General features: G+C 39.4%; 22 protein-coding genes, 1 rRNA gene and 1 riboswitch. Of the genes, 1 reads left to right on the forward strand and 22 read right to left on the reverse strand.

Going from position 1 to position 26,125, the window contains the following annotated elements; all coding sequences use genetic code 11:
- Positions 1 to 350 precede the first annotated feature (350 nt).
- The 6 genes from ligA to ACQKOG_RS15465 all read right to left on the reverse strand — a co-directional run bounded on the left by ligA (position 351) and on the right by ACQKOG_RS15465 (position 8,619).
- The gene (gene ligA, locus ACQKOG_RS15440; RefSeq protein ID WP_427447266.1) at positions 351 to 2,357 is read right to left on the reverse strand and encodes an NAD-dependent DNA ligase LigA; all 2,007 of its coding nucleotides are present in this window, start codon (positions 2,355 to 2,357) and stop codon (positions 351 to 353) included.
- A 14-nt stretch (positions 2,358 to 2,371) separates the two neighbouring features.
- The gene (pcrA, locus tag ACQKOG_RS15445) at positions 2,372 to 4,624 is read right to left on the reverse strand and encodes a DNA helicase PcrA (RefSeq protein ID WP_427447268.1); all 2,253 of its coding nucleotides are present in this window, start codon (positions 4,622 to 4,624) and stop codon (positions 2,372 to 2,374) included.
- A gap of 32 nt (positions 4,625 to 4,656) precedes the next feature.
- On the reverse strand, positions 4,657 to 5,346 hold the full coding sequence (locus ACQKOG_RS15450) for a heptaprenylglyceryl phosphate synthase (protein WP_370079183.1): 690 nt from the start codon (positions 5,344 to 5,346) through the stop codon (positions 4,657 to 4,659).
- 110 nt (positions 5,347 to 5,456) lie between these two features.
- The gene (locus ACQKOG_RS15455) at positions 5,457 to 5,777 is read right to left on the reverse strand and encodes a YerC/YecD family TrpR-related protein (RefSeq protein ID WP_004225717.1); all 321 of its coding nucleotides are present in this window, start codon (positions 5,775 to 5,777) and stop codon (positions 5,457 to 5,459) included.
- Between the two features lie 15 nt (positions 5,778 to 5,792).
- Positions 5,793 to 6,848: a DUF3048 domain-containing protein gene (locus ACQKOG_RS15460; protein WP_370079181.1), complete on the reverse strand. Its 1,056-nt coding sequence runs from the start codon at positions 6,846 to 6,848 to the stop codon at positions 5,793 to 5,795.
- Between the two features lie 49 nt (positions 6,849 to 6,897).
- On the reverse strand, positions 6,898 to 8,619 hold the full coding sequence (locus ACQKOG_RS15465; protein ID WP_370079179.1) for an adenine deaminase C-terminal domain-containing protein: 1,722 nt from the start codon (positions 8,617 to 8,619) through the stop codon (positions 6,898 to 6,900).
- Between the two features lie 200 nt (positions 8,620 to 8,819).
- Here ACQKOG_RS15465 and ACQKOG_RS15470 point away from each other — a divergent pair, with 200 nt between their 5' ends.
- Positions 8,820 to 9,266, forward strand: a complete 447-nt coding sequence (locus tag ACQKOG_RS15470; protein ID WP_370079177.1) for a hypothetical protein — start codon at positions 8,820 to 8,822, stop codon at positions 9,264 to 9,266.
- 773 nt (positions 9,267 to 10,039) lie between these two features.
- On the opposite strand, the gene purD is transcribed toward ACQKOG_RS15470, so the two are convergent.
- The 16 genes from purD to rrf all read right to left on the reverse strand — a co-directional run.
- Complete coding sequence (gene purD / locus ACQKOG_RS15475; RefSeq protein WP_415733125.1) at positions 10,040 to 11,296, reverse strand: phosphoribosylamine--glycine ligase; 1,257 nt, start codon at positions 11,294 to 11,296, stop codon at positions 10,040 to 10,042.
- Between the two features lie 67 nt (positions 11,297 to 11,363).
- On the reverse strand, positions 11,364 to 12,890 hold the full coding sequence (gene purH, locus ACQKOG_RS15480) for a bifunctional phosphoribosylaminoimidazolecarboxamide formyltransferase/IMP cyclohydrolase (protein ID WP_370079173.1): 1,527 nt from the start codon (positions 12,888 to 12,890) through the stop codon (positions 11,364 to 11,366).
- 487 nt (positions 12,891 to 13,377) lie between these two features.
- The gene (gene purN / locus ACQKOG_RS15485; RefSeq protein ID WP_370079171.1) at positions 13,378 to 13,947 is read right to left on the reverse strand and encodes a phosphoribosylglycinamide formyltransferase; all 570 of its coding nucleotides are present in this window, start codon (positions 13,945 to 13,947) and stop codon (positions 13,378 to 13,380) included.
- A complete protein-coding gene (gene purM / locus ACQKOG_RS15490; RefSeq protein WP_370079169.1) occupies positions 13,947 to 15,002 on the reverse strand; it encodes a phosphoribosylformylglycinamidine cyclo-ligase in 1,056 nt (351 codons plus the stop codon). The genes purN and purM overlap by 1 nt, the downstream gene beginning before the upstream one ends.
- Positions 15,003 to 15,088: 86 nt before the next feature.
- Entirely contained in the window at positions 15,089 to 16,513 is a 1,425-nt protein-coding gene (gene purF / locus ACQKOG_RS15495; protein ID WP_370079167.1) for an amidophosphoribosyltransferase, read from the reverse strand.
- Entirely contained in the window at positions 16,489 to 18,723 is a 2,235-nt protein-coding gene (gene purL, locus ACQKOG_RS15500) for a phosphoribosylformylglycinamidine synthase subunit PurL (RefSeq protein WP_427447274.1), read from the reverse strand. The genes purF and purL overlap by 25 nt, the downstream gene beginning before the upstream one ends.
- Positions 18,710 to 19,393, reverse strand: a complete 684-nt coding sequence (gene purQ, locus ACQKOG_RS15505; protein ID WP_370079163.1) for a phosphoribosylformylglycinamidine synthase subunit PurQ — start codon at positions 19,391 to 19,393, stop codon at positions 18,710 to 18,712. The genes purL and purQ overlap by 14 nt, the downstream gene beginning before the upstream one ends.
- 2 nt (positions 19,394 to 19,395) lie before the next feature.
- Complete coding sequence (purS, locus tag ACQKOG_RS15510; RefSeq protein ID WP_079562648.1) at positions 19,396 to 19,644, reverse strand: phosphoribosylformylglycinamidine synthase subunit PurS; 249 nt, start codon at positions 19,642 to 19,644, stop codon at positions 19,396 to 19,398.
- Positions 19,645 to 19,646: 2 nt separating this feature from the next.
- Positions 19,647 to 20,357: a phosphoribosylaminoimidazolesuccinocarboxamide synthase gene (purC, locus tag ACQKOG_RS15515; protein ID WP_370079161.1), complete on the reverse strand. Its 711-nt coding sequence runs from the start codon at positions 20,355 to 20,357 to the stop codon at positions 19,647 to 19,649.
- 97 nt (positions 20,358 to 20,454) lie between these two features.
- A complete protein-coding gene (gene purB / locus ACQKOG_RS15520) occupies positions 20,455 to 21,750 on the reverse strand; it encodes an adenylosuccinate lyase (RefSeq protein WP_402871332.1) in 1,296 nt (431 codons plus the stop codon).
- A gap of 13 nt (positions 21,751 to 21,763) precedes the next feature.
- Positions 21,764 to 22,888, reverse strand: a complete 1,125-nt coding sequence (purK, locus tag ACQKOG_RS15525) for a 5-(carboxyamino)imidazole ribonucleotide synthase (RefSeq protein WP_370079157.1) — start codon at positions 22,886 to 22,888, stop codon at positions 21,764 to 21,766.
- Positions 22,885 to 23,373, reverse strand: coding sequence for a 5-(carboxyamino)imidazole ribonucleotide mutase (gene purE, locus ACQKOG_RS15530; protein ID WP_370079155.1), 489 nt, complete (start codon positions 23,371 to 23,373; stop codon positions 22,885 to 22,887). The genes purK and purE overlap by 4 nt, the downstream gene beginning before the upstream one ends.
- 189 nt (positions 23,374 to 23,562) lie before the next feature.
- Positions 23,563 to 23,661: riboswitch (purine riboswitch) on the reverse strand.
- 92 nt (positions 23,662 to 23,753) lie between these two features.
- Positions 23,754 to 23,948, reverse strand: coding sequence for an NETI motif-containing protein (locus ACQKOG_RS15535; protein WP_370079153.1), 195 nt, complete (start codon positions 23,946 to 23,948; stop codon positions 23,754 to 23,756).
- A 382-nt stretch (positions 23,949 to 24,330) separates the two neighbouring features.
- Positions 24,331 to 25,113, reverse strand: coding sequence for an alpha/beta fold hydrolase (locus tag ACQKOG_RS15540; RefSeq protein WP_427447279.1), 783 nt, complete (start codon positions 25,111 to 25,113; stop codon positions 24,331 to 24,333).
- 327 nt (positions 25,114 to 25,440) lie between these two features.
- On the reverse strand, positions 25,441 to 25,854 hold the full coding sequence (locus tag ACQKOG_RS15545; RefSeq protein WP_427447282.1) for a hypothetical protein: 414 nt from the start codon (positions 25,852 to 25,854) through the stop codon (positions 25,441 to 25,443).
- Positions 25,855 to 26,031: 177 nt separating this feature from the next.
- Positions 26,032 to 26,125 (reverse strand): 5S ribosomal RNA (gene rrf, locus ACQKOG_RS15550); the annotation flags it as partial.

The raw sequence follows: 26,125 nt of genomic DNA on the forward strand, positions 1-26,125 counted from the left end.
ATCACCATAACGTGTGGTTGATTTCTGTTCCGACTGGGCGCTTTGTTGCTGACGCTACGCTTTCGCACAGAAAACATTTGTAGCTGCTGCTTTGCTTTCGCTACAGAAAACATTTGTTGTTGCTGACGCTTCGCTTTCGCACAGAAAACATCCGCTAGCGCTGCAGGGTCTCGGGCCAAACACGATGTTGGTCACGAAGGCGTTATCACAGGACGTGATGATTTTAGCCTTCGTTCCTCTATTGCTGATCCCCAAGGAGTCGCCCAGTCTCCACTCCAATCAACTTATATAAAGTATACATTTTAACAAATGTCATCCACAACTTTTGGTGACGAGTCTGATATTTCCCATTATTTTACGAGGTTAAGCTGTTCGATCAGGCTATCTTCATTCCAAACTTCAATACCTAATTGCTCGGCTTTTGCTAGTTTAGAACCCGCATCTGCTCCTGCAATGACAAGATCAGTTTTTTTGCTGACACTGCCTGAAACAATACCACCTAACTCTTCTATTTTCGCCTTTGCTTCGTTACGTGTCAATTGCTCAAGTTTACCAGTTAATACGATTGTTTTGCCCGCAAAAGGATTATCCCCAACAGCTACTTCTATCTTTTTACCTTTATATGTCATATTGACACCTACTTCAGCAAGGCGTCCAATGACTGCACGTGCATCCTCATTTGAAAAATACTCGACAAGCGATGAAGCCATTTTATCGCCAATTTCATGAATCGCCACTAGTTGCTCCTCTGTTGCTGCCATCACTGCTTCCATCGTTTCAAACTCCTCTGAAACAATTTTTGCTGCTTTTTCGCCAACATGTCGTATCCCTAATCCAATTAGTAAACGCTCCATCGAATTTTCTTTGGAAGCCTGAATAGCACTCACTAAATTCGTCGCTGATTTTTCTCCCATACGCTCAAGCCCGACAAGCTGTTCTACAGTTAAGTGATACAGATCAGAAATATCATGAATTAAATCTGCACGTAATAATTGCTCAACGACTTTATCACCAAGACCGTCAATATTCATAGCATTACGCGATACGAAATATTTAATGCTCTCCGCAATTTGTGCAAAACATGCCGGATTTACACAGCGTAATGCCACTTCTCCTTCGATACGAATAAGCTCGCTATCACAAACTGGACAACTTTCAGGCATTACATATGGCACTGAGTCCTCAGGGCGCTGTTCTAGTATTACACCTACAACTTGAGGAATAATATCTCCAGCTTTTCGGATAATGACTGAATCACCTAGTCGAATATCTTTTTCTCGAATTAAATCCTCATTGTGTAATGACGCACGTTGAACTGTCGTACCTGCCACTTGAACAGGCGATAAAATAGCAGTTGGTGTAACAACACCTGTACGACCAACCGTTAAATCAATATCAAGTAATGTTGTCACTACTTCCTCAGCAGGGAATTTGTAAGCAATTGCCCAACGTGGACTCTTTGCTGTATAACCAAGCTCATCCTGTTGCGCATAGCGATCCACCTTAATAACAATACCGTCAATTTCATAGGCTAAATTCGGACGATTTTCAGTCCATTTTTCGATAAAGGCTAGTACATCTTCAATTGTTGAGCAGCGTTGACGCTCTTTGTTTGATGGGAAGCCTAGTCCTTCTAAATAATCGAGCATCTCTGCATGACCGTCAATACCGTATGCCTCGCCATCTCCCCCAATTGCATAAATAAAGGTTGATAGTTGACGACTCGCTGCTATTTTAGGATCTAACTGGCGTAAAGAGCCGGCAGCTGCATTTCGTGGATTAGCGAATAATTCCTCTCCATTTTCAGCACGTAGGGTATTTAATTTTTCAAATGATTTTTTAGGCATATATGCCTCACCACGTACTTCAATTGTAAGTGGTTCCTTCAATCGAAGAGGTATTGCTCGAATCGTTTTTAAATTTGCTGTAATATCTTCCCCTACAACACCGTCTCCTCGCGTTGCTCCTTGTACAAAAACGCCATTTTCGTATTTTAATGAAATGGCAAGACCATCAATTTTCAGCTCGCAAACATAGGAAAAGTTATCACCGATTGCTTGACGTACTTTACGGTCAAATTCACGTAAGTCTTCTTCATTAAAAGCGTTTGATAGACTTAGCATCGGGTAATCGTGAGTCACCTTCTTAAAGCCTTCTACCACTGCCCCGCCTACACGCTGCGTAGGTGAATCTGGGTAAATAAGTGACGGATTCGCTTCCTCTAATGCAATAAGCTCATGTAATAATTGGTCATAAACACTATCTGCTACGACAGGTTTATCCAACACGTAATAGGCATGACCGTATTCGTGTAATAATTTATTTAACTCCACAACACGCTGTTCAATTTCGTTCATTTAAGTTCCTCCGCTTACCCTTTTTCAATAGGTGCAAATTGTGCTAGTAATCGCTTAATACCAATAGGTTGTGGAAAGGCAATATCTAGCTCTGTACTATCACCCTCACCTTTTACACTAACAACCATACCTGTTCCCCATTTTTTATGGATCGCTTTGTCTCCAGCCTTCCAGCCAAATTGGTCTCCACCGGTTGTTTGTAAACGAGCAGTTGCAGGCTGTGTTTTCTGAACCGCTCCAAGAGTACGTTTTTGATAGCCGCCTGCTGAACGATTACTAGAGGCAAACGGAACTTCAGGCTTCGAACCACCTTTGGAAATTGATTCTGTAATATCTTCCGAAATTTCACTTAAGAAACGCGACACATTGTTGTAACTAGAACGACCAAAAATCGTACGACTTTGCGCACTCGTTAAATATAAGCGTTCCTCTGCACGTGTCACGCCGACATACATTAATCGTCTTTCTTCTTCCATTTCGTCCATATCATCAAGTGAACGAGAATGCGGGAAGATATTTTCCTCCATTCCAATGATAAAGACAATAGGGAATTCTAAGCCCTTTGCAGCATGCATTGTCATTAAAATAATGTTGCCCTTCGATGTGTCATCTTTATCAAGTGCATCAATATCTGCAATTAGCGCTAAATCAGTTAAAAAGGCAATTAAGCTTTTATCATCACTACGCTCTTCAAAAGCCTTTGTTACTGATAAAAACTCTTCAATATTTTCTAAGCGGCTTTCCGCTTCAATCGTCTTTTCATTTTGTAGCATTGCTCGATAACCAGATTTGTCAATGACTTGCTCTACAATTTCTGTCACCGATAAATATTCTTGCATCTCTGTAAAGCCTTTAATCATTGCATAAAATTGCTCAGCTGAATTAGCAGCCTTCCCTGAAAGACCCATGAATACAAGATCATTCATGGCATCAAAAATAGAGCGCTCCTGTTCAATCGCATAGCGCGCCATTTTTTCAAAGGAAGTTGCACCGATACTACGCTTTGGCTCATTAATAACACGTGCGAGTGATAAATCATCATCATTATTGGCAATAAGGCGTAAGTAGGCAAGTAAATCCTTAATCTCTTTACGATCATAGAACTTAGTACCACCAACTATTTGATAAGCCATATTGGACTTAACAAGCACTTCCTCCATCACACGGGACTGAGCATTTGTACGATATAGTATCGCAAAGTCATCAAACGTACGATTTTCTTTTTGAATAAGCTGTTGAATTGTTTGTACAACGAATTGCGCTTCCTCTTGCTCGTTATACGATTTGTACAACACGATTTTTTCACCCTCTGCATTTTCTGTACGCAGTTCTTTTGGATAACGTGTTGTATTATTTTGAATGACGTCATTTGCCGCTTGTAGGATGCGTTTTGTTGAACGATAATTTTGCTCAAGCATAATGGCCTTAGCATTTGGATAATCCTTTTCGAATGAAAGAATATTACCAATATCCGCACCACGCCAACGATAAATCGATTGGTCTGAATCACCTACAACACAAATATTTTTAAATTTCTTGGCAAGCAACTGAACGAGTAAATATTGGGATTTATTCGTATCTTGATATTCATCTACATGAATATATTGGAATTTGTTTTGATAGTATTCAAGCACTTCTGGTACACGATTGAATAATGTAATAGTTGTCATAATTAAATCATCAAAATCGAGTGATTGATTGCGACGTAATCTTTTTTCATAACCTTTATAAACACGTGCAATCGTTTTTTCGTAAGGATTATTTTCATTGATTTGACCTGCATAATCGTCCGCAGTTTTACATTCGTTTTTTGCTGAACTAATCGCATTTAAAATCGCACGAGGTTCAAAACGCTTAGTATCAATATTTTCATCCTTCATAACATTTTTAATAACTGATAGCTGATCAGTAGAATCTAAAATTGAAAAGTTACGTGATATTCCAAGCTGATCGATATTACGTCGTAAAATACGCACACACATTGAGTGGAATGTCGATACCCACATACTATCGCCAGTTCCGTTACCTAGTATGCCATCTATACGCTCACGCATTTCACGTGCAGCTTTATTTGTAAATGTAATTGCTAAAATCTTTGATGGGTATACTTCTTTTTCAATTACTAAGTATGCTATACGATGTGTCAATACACGTGTCTTCCCTGATCCAGCACCCGCCATAATTAGAAGCGGTCCCTCAGTTGTTTTAACCGCATTTTCCTGCTCAGGATTCATACCTGCTAATAAGTTTTTCGTTAACTGCTCCATTCCGCACCGCCTTACAAACATTTGTTCTTACATTATATATTATTTTTTACAGCCTTAACAGTCGCAAGTGCAGCTTTTAAATCTTCGTAAATAATATTACCAACTACTACTGTATCTGCATATTTTGCCATTTCTGCTGCTTGCTTAGCAGATGTAATACCGCCACCGTAAAACAGTCGCGTATTTTTCAGTTCATTTTTCACAGCACTTACAACCTCAATATCCCCATAAGTACCGCTATACTCTACATAAAATACAGGTAGTCTAAAGAAATTTTCAGCCATACGTGCGTAGGCAACAACATCATCAATAGATAAATCAGTTTTCGCATTCGTTACTTCCGCTACTTTACAATTCGGGTTTAAAATACAATAACCTTCAGCGACTAGTTCATCCCATACCATAATATCTCCATATTCTTTAATGGCTTCATGGTGTAAATTTTTAATCCACTTTGGATCGTCACTATTCAACACAGTTGGAATGAAATAATAGTCATAACCTGGTGTTACTGAATCAATCGCAGAAATTTCAAGCGCTATTGGTACTTCAAAGCGTCTTACACGAACAAGTAAATCTAATACACCATCTAAAGTTACACCGTCTGTTCCGCCAACTATAATAACATCTGTACCTGATTCACAAATTTTTTCTAGTGCCTCATCTGAAATATCTTTAGCTGGGTCTAGCTTGAACACATGTCTCCATTCTAAATAATCCATCTATTTTACCACCTATCATTTTCTATCTATTCGTTTACAAGTATAGCTTATGACTGTCTACAAAAAAATGAAAAAGACTGGGTAAAAACTCTACCCAGCCCCTTTACCTACTATTCTTTTGGTGCTTGAAACGGCTTTTCATCTGGATACAAACGACCTAACATTTCATCATATGTATCATTCCCGTAATCAAAGCAACGACGTACACGCGAAATAGTTGCTGTACTTGCACCTGTTTCCTTTTTAATGGATTCGTAGGTTTTCTTTAAACGTAGTAAATGCGCAACCTCAAAGCGTTGTGCCAGCGATTGAATTTCACTAATCGTACATAAATCATCAAAAAATTTATAGCATTCTTCGATGTCTTTCAGCTCTAACACTGCTTTAAATAATTGATCTGTTTGATGCCCTCGAATTTTTTCGATTTGCATGCAATCTTCCTCCCTTTAAGGCTGCGTTTTCACCATTGCTTGTAACCCTGGTGAAGTTGGTACGAAATGAATCCAAGACTTCCCTGGTACTAACTTCACAAGCTCCCCAGACTCTTCTACAGCCATTGGTATTCCATCAATATTAGCCCATTTGACTTCTCTCATATAGCCATTTTGAAATACATACGCATTTCCACCAGAAGTTAAATCAATATCTTGGCGCCCCTCATTATCAATCGTTCGATGTTTCATTTCAAAAAATAGAACATTTGAAAATGATAATGTATCGCCTGTTAACATATCCTTTGTGTCAACGCCAGCCGATTGTCGTCCATAACGATTACTTTGCTTATCATACAAATACGAATTATGGAAATACTCACTATTTCCGTAGTAAATGTCCACTCGACTTGTTTCATTGCCTATTTTACCACGTTCATCGGGTTCATAAAAAGCCTCATGTACTTTTTCATGGTAACTCATTGAAGCGCCCACTTTTTCCGCTCCATTTACTATATTTTCAGACGTAATATACGAGTTGTGTGGAGCAACACGGTCTTTTGAACGCTTAAAAAGTGTGCCATCATAATCCATACCATTTATATTGTCGACTACATTATTAGTAAGCATCGATTTTGCCTCTGGGCTATAACCATGTGCTACGTAAAATGCACCATAGCTTTTTGCAAGATCAACAAAATAAGATCGAGCACTACGAACAGGCCCTACATTTTCTGGCAGTTCACTTTGATAAACTGCTAATAAACGCGTAACATTGCCTTCTGCCAGCATTTCATAAATGATATCTGCCGCTTCTATTCCTGATTGTGGACGTGCTTTCGGGTGATTATTAACGGTAACAATAATTGGACGTTGTGTAATTTCTTCCTTCACAGCTTCACCTGTTAACGGAGCAACAAACGCTCCTTCTTGAACAGGCTCTTCAATAGCAGTTCCATCGTCAACCTTGCTCGTATCATCTTTCTTCACTTCCGACGAATCTTTTGAACATCCTCCTATCAATAAGGTGCTAAAAGCCATTGCGATAAATAGTTTCTTCGATTTGAACACAAGCATTACTCTCCTTTTATCAATTACATCTACCATAGGGAAACTTCAATTAACGCATCACTGCTGGTAATAATAACTTATTCTTCATAACATCAAAAATCCCTTTTGGCGTTATACGGATATATGGTAAATGTGTCGATTGTAAGAATAGTAAAGAATAAATTGCGTCTCCTAAGTGGTAACCACGTTCTGCTAATGCTTGCTTTAAGAACTTCTCTTTTTCTGCTAGTTCCTTCACATCTCCATCATATAAAAGACCGCCAATTGTTAAAGGAACGGTAGCAATTACTTCACCTTTTTCAACAAGGACAATACCACCACGCATTGCCTTCATTTCCTCAAAGGCTTTGATCATATCGTCTTTATTTTTTCCGATCAGTAAAATATCGCCTGTATTCGAATAAGATGAGGCAAACCCTTGAACACTAGTAGCAAAACCTTTAATCATCGTGTTAACATGCCAATTGCCATCTCTATTCATAAGCATTAAATAACATTCATCATGATCTGCAAGCTGCCCTTCTCTAGTAATTAATGAGTTATATGGTTTCGTAATAACATCATTTACTAACTCAATTCCAAACGGCATCGAGAATTGAAAATCATGAGATGTTAATGAAAAATCTAAGTCAAATGCAGGTAACGCTGAATAATCAATTTCAGCAAGTTTTTGCACTTGTTCTCCATTGCGTTTTAACCAAACACCCTTCGAAAGTACGCTCTCAGGAACTGGATGCCATTCATCTTGTAAAATATTTAGGGAGGCAAATCGACCTGTTGCGATAAAGCCATGTAAGTTGGACATATTATAATAACGTGCCACATTATAGGAAGCCATTTGATAAGCATCTATTGGCGCTACACCTGCATCTAAAGCTACTTGAATACATTTATCCATTACACCATCCTCATGAAAAGAAGGTGGTGAACCATCTGTTGTCATCATTAAATGATCAAAAATAGGTAGTTCTTTTTCAACTATTCCCTTTAATAGATCTGGTAAGTCTGGACGTATTGAAGAATGACGTAGCGTTACAGCATATCCTTGCATAATACGTCGTTCTACTTCTTCCACTGTCATAGCTTCATGATCACCATCTGCACCAAGTAGCTTCATACGTGCTAAAGTTCGTTCAGATGCACCAGGGAAATGCCCTTCTATTTTTTTCCCGTAGCCCTTAGCCATTTGCATGCGATAGAGCATTTGGTCATCACCATGTAACAACCTTGGCCAGCCCGTTAATTCTCCTCCAAGTAAAACATCATCTCGTTCCAACCATTCTAAAATGGACGTATTAGAAAAAATCTCTTCCTCCTGTTCCATTTCAGTTTGCGAATCAAAACGAGTCCACCAATAAAATGAAAACGGTAGCTTTTTCAAATCATCCAGTATTGAAAACGCTTTCTTATTTTCTAAAGATAAAACGAAGCTTAAATTATCTGAAATAAAAGCTGTAGTTCCAAGTTGTCCACAAAAATCTGCAAAAGATTGCGGATGGTATAACTGGAACGGATGAACATGCGGCTCAATATATCCTGGTACAATGGTTTTATTCATACAATCGACCACTTCGGTCCCTTCTAATAACGGAGGCATTCTATCACCAGCATAGACAATACGATCTCCTAAAATCCAAATGTTCCCTACTATCCATTGTTTGAGCATGCTATGTAAATAACGTGCATTTTTTAATACAATATCCGGTGCTTTTTTTCCATCAATTACAGCTAATTGTTGACGTAATTCTGTAATTTTCCATACTGGATCCATTCTATTCGCCCCTTCCTAAATTACGTAAAATTTCATTGTGTAAATCCTACGCGAAATCACATACTACTACTGCATAAACGCTTTTTGTCATAAAATTAATGCTTTATGCAATCATCTTGTTTCAATCGTAACACAGCACTTTCATAAAACAAAGTGCACCCCGCTTTATTTTTTCCACAATGACTAAAGGAGGAAATATTATGATGCAAGAATCGAATTTAAGCGAAAAAAATGCCTTTTGTCGCTTTGCCATGGGTGTAAGTTTAACGGCATTTGGTATCGCTAAAGTCTCAAGAAATCCTGAATGTACGAAAGGTCGATTGATGATTGCATTTGGTGCCTTTAAAATGGCTGAGGGTATCTTTAAGTATTGCCCAACGAAAGCTTTACTGTGCTCTACTATGGAGAGCTCTATGAGCAACAGCAACAATAGCACCGGCAACTCTTCTATGCAAAGTATGTTCAGCGGCCAAAATTCTATGTCATCTGAACAAATCGGTAAACTCATGAAGGATTTCTCCTCTGTTATATCTGGAAATACGTCAGGATCAAATGCAACTGCATCAAAGCAATCTGACTCCAGCACTTCAAATCAAAATTCCTCAGAAAGTAAAAATTCTACAAATAAAGCTCAAAATCCTTCTTAGTCAAAGGAGCCGTCTCAACTGTACAGTTGAGACGGCTCTCACCCTTTTTAAATCATACGTTTGAAAACAATAAGAAGTTTCATTGAATGATTAAAATATTTAATTTCAAGTGTGTTGTTTAACCATTCTTATCCGTCCTAATTAATTAGAAGGCTCTGATTTCCGCTACGGGCTACTCGCTTTCCTGCGGGCGAGCGACGAGCCGCTTCCTCCGCTGCGCTCCGTGCAGGGTCTCGTCTGTCTCGCTTTCCCGCGGGAGTCGAGTAGCCCTCCGCTACAATCAGTTAAAATGGGCATACTTTGCAAAATATCAACAAAAAAATCCTTTTATCACTCAATAATAAACCTATATTTCCCTAATCAACACGCTTGATATATTTTACTAATCATTTAGTAGATCGCAACGGAAAAACAGCTTCTTCCAATTAGATTTATACTAAAAGTTTGAGAGGACATTTATTAAAACATATGCTTTGTATATAAGTTGATTGGAGTGGAGACTGGGCGACTCCTTGGGGATCAGCGGATAGAGGAACGAAGGCTAAAGTCATCACGTCCTGTGATAACGCCTTCGTGACCAACATCCTGTTGCCCCAAGCGGCTCATCGGACGCCCCCAGGAAGCTTTGCTCTGTGCGAAAGCGTAGTGCTAACGTAGCGGCAGCAACAAAGCGCCCAGTCGGAACGGAAATCAACCCCACGCTATAGTGATAAGCTTAAGTAAAATGAAAACAAATCTTATCGGGCAATTATAACTCTATAGTTACACAACTATTATTTAAATGTGCGCCAACCGATATCTTTGCGGTAGAAGAAATTGTTCCATTTTTCAGTTGCAATACCTGCGTATACTTTTTCTTGTGCTTCTTTTAAAGTAGATGCCTTTGCTCCTACTAATAAAACTCGGCCACCGTTACCAACAAAGTTTTCATCTACAGACTTTGTACCCGCATGGAATACCGCGTGTGAAGCTGATAGAGCCTCTAGGTTAGGTAATGCATTTCCTTTTTCAACGTCCCCTGGATAACCTTCAGCAGCAATTACTACGCCTAGCATTGCTTCTTCGGACCATTGCAGATCAAATGGCTTTTCATCCATCAAGGCTGTCATAAATGCACCAAAATCAGATGTCATACGTGGTAAAACTACTTGCGTTTCAGGATCTCCAAAGCGTGCATTAAACTCAATCACTTTTGGACCATTTTTCGTTAAAATCAAACCTGCATATAAAATCCCTGTAAACGATTCACCATCTGCCTCCATACCTTTCACGGTCGGTTCAACAACCGTCTTAAATGCATCATCCACTACTTCTTGCGAGATTTGAGGTACTGGTGAATAGGCTCCCATACCACCTGTATTTGGTCCTTTATCGCCATCATAAGCACGTTTATGGTCTTGAGCAATCACCATTGGATAAATTTGACCTTTATGGACAAATGACATAAAGGAGAATTCTTCCCCATCTAGGAATTCTTCAATGACAACACGAGAAGAGGATTCACCAAAACGTTGGTTCCCAATCATATCTTCTACTGCTTCAATTGCTTCGTCTTCTGTCATTGCGACAACTACACCTTTACCAGCTGCTAACCCATCTGCTTTGATAACGATTGGTGCACCTTGCTCTTTAATATAGGCTATAGCCTTTGCAGCTTCAGTAAACGTTTCATGGGCTGCTGTTGGGATATTATATTTATTCATAATATCTTTCGCGTACGATTTACTGCTTTCGATTTGTGCTGCTGCCTTTGTTGGACCAAATGCTCGTAAGCCACGGGCAGTAAAGAAATCAACGATGCCTTCAGCAAGTGGTTGCTCAGGTCCTACAAAGGTTAAATCTACTGCATTTTCTTTTGCAAATTGTGCAAGACCTGCAAAATCCATAGTATCAATAGCAACGATTTCCGCATCGCCCCTCATGCCATCATTACCAGGTGCTACAAATACTTTATTAACAGATGGTGAAATACTAAATTGTTTGGCGATAGCATGTTCTCGACCGCCGCTTCCAATGACTAATACTTTCATTTTAGGGAATCCTCCTCTTTGTGCGTAAGACCGAGATGTTGCCATCTCGGTCTAGTTTTTGGATATTTTAGTGCTTGAAATGACGTACGCCAGTGAATACCATCGCAATGCCGTATTCATTCGCTTTATCGATTGAATCCTGATCTTTGATAGAGCCACCTGGTTGAATAATGGCTGTAATACCAGCCGCTGCAGCTGCTTCTACAGTATCGCTCATTGGGAAGAATGCATCTGATGCTAATGCTGCACCTTTTGCTTTTTCGCCCGCTTGCTCAAATGCGATTTTAGCTGCTCCAACACGGTTCATTTGACCAGCACCAACGCCAAGTGTCATTTGAGAATCTGTCACAACGATAGCGTTAGATTTAACGTGCTTCACAACTGCCCAGCCAAGTTGTAATGCTTCCCATTCTTGTGCTGTTGGTTCACGGTCTGTAACAACTTTAATATCTGCATTAGAAAAACCGTAGCGATCTGGTTCTTGTACAAGAAGACCACCTTCAACTGATACAACATTGAATTTGTCTTGTTTTGCTTGCTCGAAAGGAATTGTTAATAAGCGAATATTTTTCTTCTTCGTTAAAATATCAAGTGCTTCTTGAGAGAAAGCTGGTGCGATGATAATTTCTAAGAAGATATGGCTTAATTTTTCAGCAGTTGCTGCATCTACTTCCATATTTAAAGCAATAATACCACCGAAAATAGATGTTTGATCTGCTTCATACGCTTTATCAAACGCTTCTTCTAATGTTGCGCCCGTTCCAACACCACAAGGGTTCATGTGCTTTACAGCTACTGCTGCAGGCATTTCAAACTCTTTGACAATTTGCAATGCGGCATTACCGTCTTGAATATTGTTGTATGATAATTCTTTACCATGTAATTGCGTAGCATAAGCTAATGAAAAATCTGAGCCTAGACGTTTTTGATAGAACGCTGCTTTTTGATGAGGATTTTCACCATAGCGTAAGTTTTGTTTTAATTCATATGTCATTGTTAAGCTCTCTGGGAACTCTTCTTCTGTTAAGTAGTTTGATATATATGAATCATAAGCGGCTGTGTGACGGAAAACTTTTGCAGCTAACTTACGACGTGTTTCAATTGTCGTAGCACCATTAGCTTTAAGTTCCTCTAATACATTCGTATAGTCATTGCTATCCACAATTACTGTTACATATTGATGGTTTTTTGCTGCAGAACGTAACATTGTTGGACCACCGATATCAATATTTTCGATAGCGTCATCCCATGTTACATTAGGCTTTGAAATTGTTTCAACAAACGGATAAAGATTAACACATACAATCTCAATTGGCTCAATTCCATGCTCATTCATTTGTGCTTGATGAGAAGCATCGTCAAACTTTCCTAATAGTCCACCGTGAATCATTGGATTTAAAGTTTTTACACGACCATCTAAAATTTCAGGGAATTTAGTTACTTCATCTACTGCTGTTACGGCAACATTATTGTCTTGTAACATTTTTTTCGTACCACCAGTTGATAAAATTTCATAACCTAATGCTACTAGTTCCTTTGCAAATTCTAAAATACCATCTTTATTGGAAACACTGATTAATGCACGTTTAGTCACAACGAAATCCTCCTAATTTTTAGGATCATCACCTGGTTGATTTCCGTTCCGGCTGGGCGCTTTGTTGCTGCCGCTACGTTAGCACTACGCTTTCGCACAGAGCAAAGCTTCCTGGGGGCGTCCGATGAGCCGCTTGGGGCAACAGGATGTTGGTCACGAAGGCGTTATCACAGGACGTGATGACTTTAGCCTTCGTTCCCCTATATGCTCGCTCCAAGGTCTCGGGCCAACACGATGTTGGTCACGAAGGCGTTATCACAGGACGTGATGGTTTTAGCCTTCGTTCCTCTATCCGCTAATCCCCAAGGAGTCGCCCAGCCTCCACTCCAATCAACTTATTTACATAGTAGACGTTTTAACAAAAGTCATCCACAACTTTTGGTGATGAACCAATTTTTATCGTGTTTGCCACGAATATGTCTTGCTATTATTGATAGAGTAGAGTTAGGCTGTATTGTTCCAGAAGACCTAACTCCTCACCACTGAATTACTTTAATAATTGCTGTAAAGCTTTTGTATATAGCCCATGCTCTTCCTTATGAATGGCCGTTTCTGTTGCCTCACGGTCACCTTCAACAACTTGAACTGCCGATTGGGCAATAATAGGTCCTGTGTCCATACCTTCATCTACAAAATGGACGGTTACACCTGTTATCTTAACTCCGTGTTCCATTGCTTGACCAATGGCATCTTTACCAGGGAAAGCCGGTAATAGTGAAGGGTGAATATTCACGATGCGCTGTGGGTATGCAGTTAGTAATACTTCACTAATTAAGCGCATATAACCTGCAAGCACGATCCATTCTACATGACTTTCATGGAGAGCCTCGATAATAGCAGTCTCGTAATCTGCTTTTGAAGAAAACTCTTTCGGACTTAAAGCTAGCACTGGAATACTATAGTTCTCAGCACGTGTCACTACAAATGCACTAGGCTTGTCTGTGACAACAAGTTCGATCTTTGCATGTAGTTCACCACGCTCAATGGCCTCTTGAATAGCTTGAAAGTTACTGCCGCTACCTGAAGCAAAAACGGCAATTTTAGTTGGTGCCGTCATTACACTAAACTCCCATCATGTGAGCCATTGAATACAACACCCTCGCCTTTCACAACGCGACCGATTTTGTATGCTTTTTCACCATTTGCTTCTACTGTAGCAAGGACTTTATTTACTTCATCAGCAGGTACAGCTAATACGAAGCCAATACCCATGTTAAAGACATTATATAAATCCTTGTCCTCTAACTGGCCTTTTTCTTTTAAAAACTCGAAAATACGTAAGACAGGCCAAGATCCTAAGTCAATTTCAGTTGCTAAACCTTCTGGCATCATACGTGGTAGGTTTTCATAAAAACCACCGCCAGTTACATGTGCACAGCCATGAACGTCTGCTGCTTTTAAAGCTGCAAGCACAGGTTTCGCATATAATTTTGTTGGCACTAACAAAGCTTCCCCAATAGGACCAAGATCCCCGTAGCCTTCCACAATCGAATCAACTGCGTAATGATTATCTGCAAAGACAATTTTTCGCACTAATGAGTAACCGTTTGAATGCACCCCACTTGAAGCAATACCAACAAGCACGTCACCCTCTACGATGTTCTCGCCTGTTACGATGGCAGATTTTTCACAAGCTCCTACTGCAAAACCAGCTAAATCATACTCATCTTCTTCATAAAGACCTGGCATCTCTGCCGTTTCTCCACCGATTAATGCCGCACCAGATTTCACACAGCCATCTGCAACGCCCTTTACAATTTGCTCAATTTTCGCTGGCTCTGCCTTGCCAAGCGCTACATAATCTAAAAAGTACAATGGCTCAGCACCTTGCGCTACGATATCATTGACGCACATCGCAACACAGTCCACGCCAATCGTGTCGTGCTTGTCCACCATAAACGCTAACTTTAGTTTTGTCCCAACACCATCAGTACCTGAAATAAGAACAGGTTCCTTAAGATTTAGTTCTGACAAGTCAAACATACCACCAAAACCACCGAACGTGCCCATCACACCTAGACGGTTTGTACGTTCAACGTGAGACTTCATTCGTTTTACGGCTTCGTAGCCTGCTTCAATATTTACACCTGCTTGTTCATATGCTTTTGACACGCAGAGTTCCTCCTTATCATCCAAATCGCCTTGGCACATCTGAATCTAGATTCGTCATCATCGCTAGACGTGTTTAGATGTTTTTCTTAACGTAATAGTTCTTTTTCATGCGGTAAGATTGTATCTGGGAAAATTTCTGTTGGATATTTACCTGTAAAGCATGCTAGGCATAATCCACGGTTTTCATCTTCATATGGTCTTGCAATCGTCTCCACCATACCTTCAACGGAAAGGAATGTTAGTGAATCAGCTCCTATAACATCACGTATTTCATCTACATTGTGGCTAGATGCAATCAATTCTTCATGTGTGGAAGTATCGATCCCGTAATAGCAAGGATCCGTCATAGGTGGCGAAGAAATCACAACATGAACTTCTGCCGCCCCTGCATCTTTTAACATTTTTACAATACGTCGTGAAGTTGTACCGCGAACGATTGAATCATCCACCATCACTACTCGTTTACCTTTTACGACTTGAACAACTGGAGAAAGCTTCATTTTCACACCGCGTTCACGTAGTTCCTGTGTCGGCTGGATAAATGTACGACCTACATAACGATTTTTAATAAGACCTAGCTCATACGGAATGCCACTTTCCTCTGCAAAGCCGATTGCTGCTGAAATACTTGAATCAGGCACACCTGTTACAACATCAGCTTCAATATGTGCACATTCACGAGCAAGCTGTTTACCCATACGTTTACGCGCCATGTGGACATTAATACCATCAATATCAGAATCAGGACGTGCTAAATAAACGTACTCCATCGCGCACATTGCACGTTTATCCATATCTACAAAACGATCAGATTTTACACCCTCATCGTTAATAATTAATAACTCACCAGGTTCAACAGATCGAACAAATTCTGCACCTATTAAATCAAATGCACAAGTTTCAGAGGCTACAACCCAACCATCTCCTAGCTTCCCAAGAGATAATGGACGTAAACCATGTGGATCACGTGCAACAAGCATTTCATCTTTAGTCATAATTAAGAACGAATACGCACCCTTTAATAAAGATAGGGCATTTTTCACCTTCGCACGGAATGGTGAATGCGAGCTTTTCTTAATAAGATGCGCTAACACTTCAGTATCGGAGCTAGAATGGAAAATACTCCCTTGACGCTCTAAGTACTGTTTTAAGTGCGTTGCATTGACTAAATTACCGTTATGAGCAATTGAAAGGCTACCAGTTGAGGAGTGGAATAATAACGGCTGTACATTTTCAATACCGCCACCTCCAGCAGTCGTATAACGGACATGGGCAATTGCTGCTTTTCCGTCCACTGCCTTTAATTTCTCTTCGTTGAAAACATCATTAACTAGTCCTTCGCCTTTCACCGCGCGAAGATGCTGACCGTCAGAAACGACGATCCCAGCACCTTCTTGGCCACGGTGTTGAAGAGCATGAAGCCCGTAATAACTAAGGTGTGCTGGATTTGAGTTGCCCCAAATACCAAACACCCCACATTCTTCGTTTAAGCCTCTGAGTTCAGCAAGCATGGGATTGCTCCTTTCCAATTAGAACGGAATTCCTCCACTGTACCTTCTACAAGCACACCGTTGTCACCGTCGATTTTAACAAGCGCATCGTTTGTTACGACACCGATTTTCATTGCGTCTTTTACAATTTCTACAAATGCAGCTGCATTTTCTTCTTTCACTGTTACAACGAAACGAGATTGTGTTTCACTGAATAATGCTGTTGTAGCAGAGCCTGTTAATGTTACATCAAGACCTAAGCCGTTTGCGCCAAATGTTGTTTCAGCAAGCGCAACTGCAAGACCACCTTCTGCTACATCATGTGCAGATTGTACGATTCCAGCTTTAATCGCTTTAAGCAATGCTTCTTGACGTGCAGCTTCAATTTGTAGGTCAATAGCTGGTGCTTTCCCTGAAATAACCCCATTATTTAATAATTTTTGAAGCTCCGAACCACCGAACTCAGTTTTTGTATCGCCGATCACAAATACTACATCACCAGCAGCTTTTACTTCTTGAGTTGTCACATGAGCTAAATCTTCAATTAGTCCAACCATACCGATTGTTGGTGTTGGGTAAACCGCTTCGCCAGAACGCTCGTTATAAAGAGATACGTTACCGCCGATTACTGGTGAATTCAATGCTGTACAAGCGGCTGAAATACCATCAGCTGATTTTTCAATTTGCCAGAAGATTTCTGGTTTCTCAGGATTACCGAAGTTTAAGCAGTCAGTAATCGCTAATGGTGTACCACCAGATGCTACGATATTACGAGCAGCCTCTGCTACTGCAATGGCACCGCCAACCTCTGGATCTAGGAAAATATAACGAGAGTTACAGTCAGTAGTCATTGCTAAACCTTTGTTCGTACCACGGACGCGAATCACTGCTGCATCAGAACCTGGTGCAACGACTGTTGATGTACGTACTTGATAATCATATTGATCGTAAACCCACTCTTTTGAAGCAACTGTTGGTGCTTTTAAAAGTGCATTTAATGTTTCTTTGTAATCTGTTACCACCGGTTCTGTGTTTTCCATCGCTTGGAACTCAGCATAGTAAGCAGGCTCTGCAGATGGTTTATGATAAACTGGCGCATCTTCTGCAAGTGCATCAGCAAGTACTTCAGCTACAACTTCACCATTATGTAATAGGCGTAGCATTTTATCATCCGTCACGCGACCAATTGCCACAGCATCTAAATCATATTTATCGAAAATCGCTTTAATTTCATCTTCGCGACCTTTTTTCACAACAAGTAGCATACGCTCCTGAGATTCAGATAACATCATTTCATATGCTGTCATGCCTGTCTCACGTTGAGGTACTAAGTCTAAGTTCATTTCTACACCAGAGCCAGCTTTAGAAGCCATTTCTGCTGATGAAGAAGTAAGACCAGCAGCACCCATATCTTGAATACCTACTAGCGCGTCAGATTTTACAACTTCTAAACATGCTTCAAGTAAAAGTTTCTCCATAAATGGATCTCCTACTTGTACTGCTGGACGTTGGTTCTCAGATTCTTCTGTTAACTCTTCAGATGCAAATGTTGCACCATGGATACCGTCACGACCTGTTTTAGCTCCCACATACATGACTGTATTCCCTACACCAGCCGCGATTCCACGTTGAATATCTTTGTGGTCGATTAAACCTACACACATTGCATTCACTAGTGGGTTGCCTTCATAACAAGGATCGAATTGAATTTCGCCACCTACTGTAGGAATCCCGATACAGTTACCGTAACCTGCGATACCAGCAACTACTTCTTCAAATAAATATTTACCACGCGCTGATTTTAATTCGCCAAAGCGTAATGAGTTTAGCATCGCAATTGGACGTGCACCCATTGAGAAAACGTCACGGATAATACCACCAACTCCTGTAGCAGCACCTTGATAAGGCTCAATTGCTGATGGGTGGTTATGTGATTCCATTTTAAATACAACTGCTTGTTCGTCACCAATATCTACGATACCAGCACCTTCACCTGGACCTTGTAAAACTTGTGGACCCTTTGTAGGGAATTTACGTAATACTGGTTTAGAATTTTTGTATGAGCAGTGCTCAGACCACATTACTGAGAAAAGACCTGTCTCTGTCCAGTTTGGTAGACGTCCTAAAATACCTTCTACCATTGCAAATTCTTCGTCTGACATCCCCATACCAGCGTATAATTTTTGATCTTTAATTTGCTGTGCTGTTGGCTCAAACTTAGTTGTTGACATGATTTTCCCTCCACTGCTTCACAATTGATTTAAATACTGCTAGACCGTCTGCTCCGCCCACCAGTGCATCAACAGCTCGCTCTGGGTGAGGCATCATACCTAGTACATTGCCGCGCTCGTTTATAATCCCTGCGATATCTTCTAAAGAACCGTTTGGATTTTCGCCTGAGTATGTAAACACGATTTGATTTTTATCTTTTAATTGTTGTAAAGTTTCCTCGTCACAGTAGTAGTTACCTTCACCATGTGCGATTGGAATATTGATTATTTGGCCTTGCTCATATTGATTTGTGAATAATGTATTATTGTTTTCAACTTTAAGCTGGATTGTACGACACATGAATTTCAAATTTTTGTTACGAAGTAATGCACCTGGTAATAAACCTGCTTCAGTTAAGATTTGGAAGCCATTACATACTCCTAATACCGGCTTACCAGCATCCGCTGCCTTCTTAACCTCTGCCATAATATTAGATTGGTTGGCCATCGCACCACAGCGAAGATAATCCCCGTATGAGAAGCCTCCTGGTACTAAAATGCCATCAAAGCCACTTAAATCTGTTGCTGTATGCCATACATATTCTACTTCTTCACCTAGCTCGTCTTTAATCGCATGATACATATCGATATCACAGTTTGACCCAGGGAAAACGAGTACTGCGAATTTCATGATTAGTTAGCCTCCTCGACTTCGTAGCGATAGTCTTCGATTACAACGTTAGTTAAAACCTTTTCACACATTTCTTTTACTAGAGTATCAATATCACGTTCTGTATCTTTAATTGCTAGTTCAAGATATTTACCGATACGTAAATCTTCTACTTCAGCGTAACCCATTTTCACTAAAGAACCTTGTACAGCTGAACCTTGTGGATCAAGAATGCTCTCACGTAATGTCACGTAAATTTTAACTTTTTTCATTGTTATTTGCCTCCGAGTCTAGAAAGTATAATAGTATAAACTTCTGTTAAATTACCAAGGTCTCTACGAAAGACATCTTTGTCTAACTTTTGCTTTGTAGTTGCATCCCAAAGTCTGCATGTATCTGGTGATATTTCATCTGCCAGTAGTACATTTCCATCATCATCGCGTCCGAACTCTAATTTAAAGTCAATTAGTGTAACGTTGACATCTGCAAATAGTGGCTGCAACACTTTGTTCACTACAAGTGCACCATCATAAATGGCTGTCACTTCCTCAGGTGTCGCAAGATCAAGTACGTCAATATGCTCCGTAGTAATGAGCGGATCGCCTAGTTCATCGTCTTTATAATAAAACTCAACGATTGGGCGTTTTAATGGTGTACCTTCCTCAAAGCCAAGACGTTTCGCTAAGCTACCTGCTGCTATATTACGAACTACGACCTCTATTGGAATAATATCTACCTTTTTTACAAGCTGCTGCGTATCAGATAATTGTTTTACGAAATGTGACGCAATTCCGTTTGCTTGTAATTTTTCGAAAATTAGAGAGGTAATGCGATTGTTTAATACGCCTTTACCTTCAATTTCTTCTTTTTTCTCACCATTAAATGCTGTTGCACTATCCTTGTATTCAACGAGTAACACATTTGGCTCCTCTGTTGTATACAATTTTTTTGCTTTACCTTCATACAAAAGTTGACCTGTAGTCATTTCGTTACTCCCCCTGATATTATGAAATACACGCGTATTGTTCAGAATTGAATCGTACGTAACGATTCAATTCTGTAACATCCGCTAGTGACTCTACTTAGTTAAGTCCAAGACGCTCAAAAATCATATCTACATGCTGTAAATGGTAGTTGTAGTCAAAGCAATCATCTAACTCTTCCTTCGTTAAATACGATGTAATTTTTTCACTTGCATCGACTAACGTACGGAACTGAACTTGCTCGTCCCACGCCTGCATCGCTAAAGGTTGTACTGTATCATACGCTTCCTCACGCACTAACCCTTTATCGATAAGTGCTAATAGGATACGTTGAGAGTAAATTAAACCAAAAGTGCGACCCATATTACGTTTCATGTTTTCAGGGAATACTGTTAAGTTTTTCACAATGTTACCGAAGCGATTTAACATATAGTTAAGTGTAATCGTTGCATCCGGTAAAATAACGCGCTCTGCAGATGAATGTGAAATATCACGCTCATGCCATAATGCTACGTTTTCATAAGCCGTTACCATATAGCCACGCATTAAACGTGACATACCAACCATGTTTTCAGACCCGATTGGGTTACGTTTATGAGGCATCGCTGACGAGCCTTTTTGACCTTTTGCAAATGCTTCCTCAACTTCACGCGTTTCAGATTTTTGCAAGCCGCGAATCTCTGTTGCAAATTTCTCAATTGATGTTGCGATTAATGCCAACGCACCTAAATATTGAGCATGTCGATCACGTTGTAATGTTTGAGTTGAAATAGGTGATGCTGTAAGTCCTAATTTATCGCATACATATTGCTCAACTTTAGGATCGATATTGGCATATGTTCCAACTGCTCCAGACATTTTTCCTGTTTCAATTACTTTTGCCGCAGCATCAAAGCGTTCTAGGTTACGCTTCATTTCTTCATACCATAAACCTAGTTTTAAACCGAAAGTTGTTGGCTCAGCATGAACACCATGTGTACGTCCCATCATAACCGTATGCTTATGCTCTTTCGCTTTTGCTGCAATAATATCAATGAAATTCACGATGTCTTTGCGTAAAATATCATTCGCTTGTTTAATTATATAAGAAAGAGCTGTATCAACTACGTCCGTAGAAGTTAAACCATAGTGCACCCATTTTCGCTCTTCACCAAGCGTCTCAGAAACGGCACGAGTAAATGCTACAACATCATGACGTGTTTCTTTTTCAATCTCTAAAATACGATTTACATCAAATGAAGCATTTTCACGAATTTTAGCTACATCCTCTTTCGGAATGTCTCCAATTTCTGCCCAAGCCTCACATGCTAAAATTTCAACTTCTAGCCAAGCTTGATATTTATTTTGTTCTGTCCAAATTGCGCCCATTTCGGGTCTTGTGTAACGTTCGATCATTGCGTTTCTCCTTCTATTCTGACCAAATGCCAGAACTCTCGATTTGTTGTAGTGTTTCTTCTAAGTTTTTTGTCATAATCGTTACGTGGCCCATCTTACGGTTCACCTTAGCTTCAGCTTTCCCATAAAGATGTATAGACCATTCAGGATATTTAGCAATTGAGTTACTAAGTGGCACGACATGCTGCCCTAAAACATTTATCATAATAGATGGTGCCCAAAGTTGTGGTTTACATAATGGCCAACCACAAACTGCACGTATATGTTGATGGAACTGTGAAACGTTACATGCTTCTATAGAATAGTGACCTGAATTATGAGGTCTTGGTGCTAATTCATTAATAATGATTCCACCATCTTCTAATACAAACATTTCTACAGCTAATGTCCCTACTAAATTTAGATAATCAGCAATTTTCAAGGCTTCTCGCTCTGCAGTCAGTGATGTTTCCTCTTTTATACGAGCTGGTACGATCGTTTCATGTAAAATATGATGCACATGAATATTTTCTCCAACTGGCTGACAATATGATTCACCATTACCGTTTCTTTGAACAATGACAGACACCTCTTTAACGAAAGGTACAAATCCCTCAACAATACATTGTGAATGAGAGAAAAGCTCTTTTGCTAACGGTAGGTCTTCTGCAGATTTTAAAAGCTGCTGCCCCTTGCCATCATAGCCACCTCTTGCTGTTTTGACTATACAAGGATAACTAATCCTATCGATATTGGCTAGTAATTCTTCATATGTATTTACAACCAAATAAGGGGCTACCGGACAACCTGCGTTCACAATCGCTTCTTTCTCAGTCACACGGTCTTGTGTGATGCGTACTAGCTCTGCTCCTTGTGGGACGTAAGCCATTTGTGTTAAACGTTTTAAGCCTTCATAATCGATATTTTCAAATTCATACGTTATAACGTCACTTACCTCGGCAAGTTCTTCTAAAGCTGCCTCATCATCATATGGGGCTACAATACGTACATCCGCAACCTGTCCACCTGGTGAATCCATTGATGGTTCAAGAACGGCGATTTTAAAGCCTGCTTCTTTAGCAGCAAGCGCCATCATACGGCCAAGCTGACCTCCTCCGATAATACCTATCGTCTGCCCGGGATAAATTATCTTTGTCACACTAAGTCACCTGTGCTTTCCAGTACTTGTTGCTTTGTGGCTTCACGTCTAGCATCTAGTTTATTAGCAAGCTCTACATCTGTTGTCGATAAAATTTGCGCTGCTAGCAAGCCTGCATTCGTCGCTCCCGCTTTGCCAATCGCTACTGTTGCTACAGGTACACCACCAGGCATTTGAACGATTGATAATAAAGAATCAAGACCGTTAAGAGCACGGGATTGCACAGGTACACCGATTACCGGTAACGTTGTTTTAGCCGCTACCATTCCAGGTAAATGCGCAGCTCCACCTGCACCAGCAATAATTACTTGAATACCTCGCTCACGTGCTGATTCTGCATACTCAAACATTAAATCAGGCGTACGATGTGCAGATACAACTTTTTTCTCGTACGGTACCTGTAATTCATCTAAAATATCACATGCATGTTTCATTGTTTCCCAGTCACTTGAACTCCCCATAATGACACCGATTTTCGGATTCATGATTGTCGCTCCTTCTTAACGTTAGAAAAATGATCAAATATTTTATAGCTACATTTTTTACTTTTTATAACAAAGAAAATCCTCAAATAAACTACTCCCTACCATACACGTGAAAGCAGTTTACTTGAGGACTTATTATGAAAAGAATATGCAAATGTACATTTCTGCACATACACCTTCCCGTAACATGCCAAAAGTGCTTTCCCGCATAGTCCAGCATTTACGGTGCCGGGTAGAGACACTAGAGCCAATTCTCTAGCATATATGTGGGATTTATTTGTTTTTCCTTCTCATATTTTAACAAGTCATTCCATTATAGTCAACTAGAAATGCGAACATTTTATTTTAGTCGTTTATAAACGTTCGGATTTAAGTGAAAATTACTCGGAATCTTGCCATAACATCGCTTTAAATTGTATTTTTTGACGTAAATACGTTGGTTCTCCATTGACTAAGTGAAAAACCGGTTCTTCTTTTCTTCCCACTGCCATATAACCATCTCGACGCATTCTTGCCAAACAATCTTCAATTGATTCATTTTCTTCTACTTCATACCAAATTTGTTTTTTTCCCAAATCTTTCTTCCTTTCGATCTTGTATCCAATAATTTTTCCTCTTATGAGTTTCATTATACCTTGAGATCCTTCATTTAGTATGTATGATTTATTAATGAAATGCTCTTCACCCTATCGTAGGGTTGATTTCTGTTTCGACTGGGTGCTTTTCTGGGGGCAGCAGCTTTTTTTTGCTCGAAAGGTAGTGCAACGTAGCGGCATATGGGGTTATCGATGGGGTAGTATATAGCAATTATGGGTTTACTTATGGGGGGACTCTCGGTTAAGCGGATAGATTGTTGCTGTTAATACATAAAGACCAAGTTAATCCTGCACATTTTGTAGATTAACTTGATCTTTATATTTTGATTTTTCGTAAATCCTTCTTCAACTAAAGCAACCGCTAGTTGAGGAAGGAATTTATTTTATTAATTGATTGAACTATAATATCAGGTCTATCAATATGTATTGAATGACTGGCTCCTTGTGCGATTATATATTTACTATTTGAAGTAAGATTAACTTGATTCATAATAAGTTCTTGCCACTTTTCTTCAAATAACCTTAACTCCCACTCTGGTAAACCTTCCATAGTACCTAACTTAATGTTATGCTCTTTATCTCGGCTAATAACAATTAAAGGTATATCAGGGTATACCACCAAATTCTTTATAATATCTCCGTCCCTCTTCCAGTTGCTAATTTCAGAATACATTGCTTTATATAGAGTAGGGTTTATCCGGAAATTTATTAAGCGTTTTTGAATATCATTCGGGAGTAGCTTTTGTTCTTTTGTTAGAGTAGGGTTAATAACTTCTCTTAATTCTTCCCTTTTCATTTGAGAATAAGAACGACATTTTTCCATCCAAAATTCATCGGTTGCTCCTTCATTCAGAACAGGTAAATTCAAGTCATCTAAAACCTTTAAATCAACAGAAGTTGAATCTACTAATACTATTCCAGCAACCTTTTCAGGATGCTTTTTCACAAAATGTTGTACACATAACCCACCATAGGAATGACCAACTAATACTACGGGTTCAGATAATTTAAGTAAATGTATCATCTCTTTTACTTCGTTTACGACTGTTTGTGTATTACGGACTTCGTTATGAATTTCACTTTCGCCTAGCCCTGGTCTATGGAACATTATAACTCTATTTGTTTTACTTAATGACTCTGTCACTTATACCATTCATCGAATGAACAACCCATTCCTGTAAGGATAATTATTGGTGTACCATTTTGCCCTTTTTGAAGTATCTCAATCTTATTTTGATTTATTATTAAAAATTGACTAATTTTACTCACCTCTTTGTTTAAATATCAATTAATTATATTGTTTTACTATCCTGTGCCGTTAGTTGAAAAAAGAGCTGCCTATGCAACTCAATGATCTTCAAGTAAAGCACCCGTTAGCCATCCATGTAGGGCAAAAACCAGCGATACACCACAGAGAATGAAAGATTATTTCGTTCTTTTCATGGGAGTTCAACAAGGAATTATAATGACCTTATACACACATTCCTAAATTCTGTAATATTTTTTTGTAAAAATTCAGAACTTTTTCTACATTAAAATCCTCAAAATCTTCTTTACATTTCTGTAAATAGCTTAGTTCTTTCTTTGCCTCTAAAGTATCAATTTTATTGAGATAACCCAGTGTCTTTTCCAATCCTGCACCACATAATAGTTGAACATCAATATTACAATGTGTATCAAAGTCCTTTTCCTTTGCTCTCCAAATTAACAGAGTATCGTCAACACATCCTAAAGCAAATAATTGAATACATAGTGTTTTTAAGTATTCATTATCTTCCGATGATTCATTCTCTATTTCTTCTTTTAATAAATTTCTGATTCTATCCACAAAATCTATCTTAGGTACTAAATCGAAAATTTTTAAAAGTTCTTCAGTTTTATCCATAAATCACAGTTCCCCCATGTTTCCATTTGAATAAATATTCTCTCCTAAAATCATTGTACTCCTTCTTGAACTAAACTGCACCGTTAGTTGAATAGCAACAATCTTTTCGAAAAGAGCCTTTTTTTATTATGTTATAAAACAAAAAAAGCCGAGGAATAAATCCTCGACTTTTTAAGTGCCTAGCGACGTCCTACTCTCACAGGGGGAAGCCCCCAACTACCATCGGCGCTAAAGAGCTTAACTTCCGTGTTCGGTATGGGAACGGGTGTGA

It is taken from the genome of Lysinibacillus sp. NPDC093216 (genome assembly GCF_050280325.1).
Taxonomy (GTDB): Bacteria; Bacillota; Bacilli; order Bacillales_A; family Planococcaceae; genus Lysinibacillus.

Bases quoted from the DNA above. Each gene is read 5' to 3' on its own strand.
- purF (WP_370079167.1), bottom strand. From the start codon at position 16,513: ATGCTTGCTGAACTCAGAGGCTTAAACGAAGAATGTGGGGTGTTTGGT.
- ACQKOG_RS15545 (WP_427447282.1), bottom strand. From the start codon at position 25,854: ATGGATAAAACTGAAGAACTTTTAAAAATTTTCGATTTAGTACCTAAG.
- purN (WP_370079171.1), bottom strand. From the start codon at position 13,947: ATGACGGCACCAACTAAAATTGCCGTTTTTGCTTCAGGTAGCGGCAGT.
- purB (WP_402871332.1), bottom strand. From the start codon at position 21,750: ATGATCGAACGTTACACAAGACCCGAAATGGGCGCAATTTGGACAGAA.
- purL (WP_427447274.1), bottom strand. From the start codon at position 18,723: ATGTCAACAACTAAGTTTGAGCCAACAGCACAGCAAATTAAAGATCAA.
- ACQKOG_RS15450 (WP_370079183.1), bottom strand. From the start codon at position 5,346: ATGGATTATTTAGAATGGAGACATGTGTTCAAGCTAGACCCAGCTAAA.
- purS (WP_079562648.1), bottom strand. From the start codon at position 19,644: ATGAAAAAAGTTAAAATTTACGTGACATTACGTGAGAGCATTCTTGAT.
- purQ (WP_370079163.1), bottom strand. From the start codon at position 19,393: ATGAAATTCGCAGTACTCGTTTTCCCTGGGTCAAACTGTGATATCGAT.
- ACQKOG_RS15470 (WP_370079177.1), top strand. From the start codon at position 8,820: ATGATGCAAGAATCGAATTTAAGCGAAAAAAATGCCTTTTGTCGCTTT.
- purD (WP_415733125.1), bottom strand. From the start codon at position 11,296: ATGAAAGTATTAGTCATTGGAAGCGGCGGTCGAGAACATGCTATCGCC.
- ligA (WP_427447266.1), bottom strand. From the start codon at position 2,357: ATGAACGAAATTGAACAGCGTGTTGTGGAGTTAAATAAATTATTACAC.
- purC (WP_370079161.1), bottom strand. From the start codon at position 20,357: ATGACTACAGGTCAACTTTTGTATGAAGGTAAAGCAAAAAAATTGTAT.
- ACQKOG_RS15455 (WP_004225717.1), bottom strand. From the start codon at position 5,777: ATGCAAATCGAAAAAATTCGAGGGCATCAAACAGATCAATTATTTAAA.
- purE (WP_370079155.1), bottom strand. From the start codon at position 23,373: ATGAATCCGAAAATCGGTGTCATTATGGGGAGTTCAAGTGACTGGGAA.
- pcrA (WP_427447268.1), bottom strand. From the start codon at position 4,624: ATGGAGCAGTTAACGAAAAACTTATTAGCAGGTATGAATCCTGAGCAG.
- ACQKOG_RS15465 (WP_370079179.1), bottom strand. From the start codon at position 8,619: ATGGATCCAGTATGGAAAATTACAGAATTACGTCAACAATTAGCTGTA.